At 49.4% G+C, this 1222-nt stretch carries 1 protein-coding gene; it reads right to left on the reverse strand.

Features of this window, described 5'->3' with window-relative positions:
* Positions 1-18: 18 nt before the first annotated feature.
* Positions 19-1163 (reverse strand): IS3 family transposase gene (locus TA5113_RS08795; protein WP_106387453.1). Its coding sequence is split into 2 segments (ribosomal slippage): positions 19-923 and positions 923-1163, totalling 1146 coding nucleotides; the frame shifts between segments, so codons are not numbered across the junction.
* Between the last annotated feature and the right edge of the window lie 59 nt (positions 1164-1222).

Consider the following 1222-nt stretch of genomic DNA (forward strand, 5'->3'; position numbering starts at 1 on the left):
TGAATAGCCCCTAGTTTCCTAGACGCCTTCTTGTTTGTCGTTTAACTGTCTGTTTTCAAAATCGACGGGCGACAGCATCCCGTTTCTGGCATGTTTTCTTTTCGGGTTGTAGAACATTTCGATGTAGTCGAAGATGTCTTGTCGCGCGATTTCGCGGGTTTTGTAGGTTTTTCTTCGAATACGTTCACGTTTCAACAAATTGAAGAAGCTTTCGGCAACCGCATTGTCGTGACAATTTCCGCGCCGGCTCATGGAATGAACGATGTGATGGTCGCGTAAAAATGACGCCCAATCCCTGCTTGTGAATTGTGATCCTTGATCGGTGTGGACAAGTAATCCAGCAGAGGGCTTGCGCCGCCATAGCGCCGTTATTAGGGCCTTGATGACTAAATCAGTTGGTTGTCTTGACTGTGTCGCCCAGCCGACGACGCGTCGCGAAAACAAATCAATGACGACGGCCAGATAAAGCCAGCCCTCACGGGTTCTGATGTATGTAATATCAGCTACCCAGACGCGATTAGGCGCATCGACATCGAACTGGCGATCCAGCGTGTTGTCGACAACAACAGATGGTTTGCCACCGTGATTGCTTGGCTTGGCTTTGTATCCGATTTGGGCGCGAATGCCCGCCAATCTTGCAAGTCTGGCCACGCGGTTCTCAGACACGCTTTCACCCATATCGATGAGATCGTCGTGGATTTTGCGATAGCCATAAATTTTACCGCTGTCCTGCCAGGCCTTCTCGATCAGCTTGGTTTGGCGCCGATCTTCCATCGCACGCAGGCTTAACGGATTTTTAATCCATGCGTAAAACCCGCTGAAATGAACGCCCAAAACACGGCACATCGTCCGAATTGTGAATTGCGCCCTATGCTCCAAGATAAAACCGTACTTCACTTTGCATTCTTCGCGAAGTACGTGGCGGCCTTTTTTAGGATGTCACGTTCCTCCGTCACACGCGCCAGTTCTCTCTTAAGCCTGCGAACTTCGGCATCAGAATCCGATGACGGATTAATCTTCGCCGGAAACTTCTTCATCCATTGATACAGCGAGTGTGTACTAACACCTAAACGCTCAGAAACTTCCCGAACAGCATATCCCCGAACGGTAATTTGATGCACCGCATCGCGCTTAAACTCATCGCTAAAATTTGGCTTCCCCATAGTGACCTCCTGTCCTCAAAATTAGGGCAGAAGGCGTCTACAATTCTAGGGGCTATTCA

The organism is Cognatishimia activa (assembly GCF_001458335.1).
Taxonomy (GTDB): Bacteria; Pseudomonadota; Alphaproteobacteria; order Rhodobacterales; family Rhodobacteraceae; genus Cognatishimia; species Cognatishimia activa.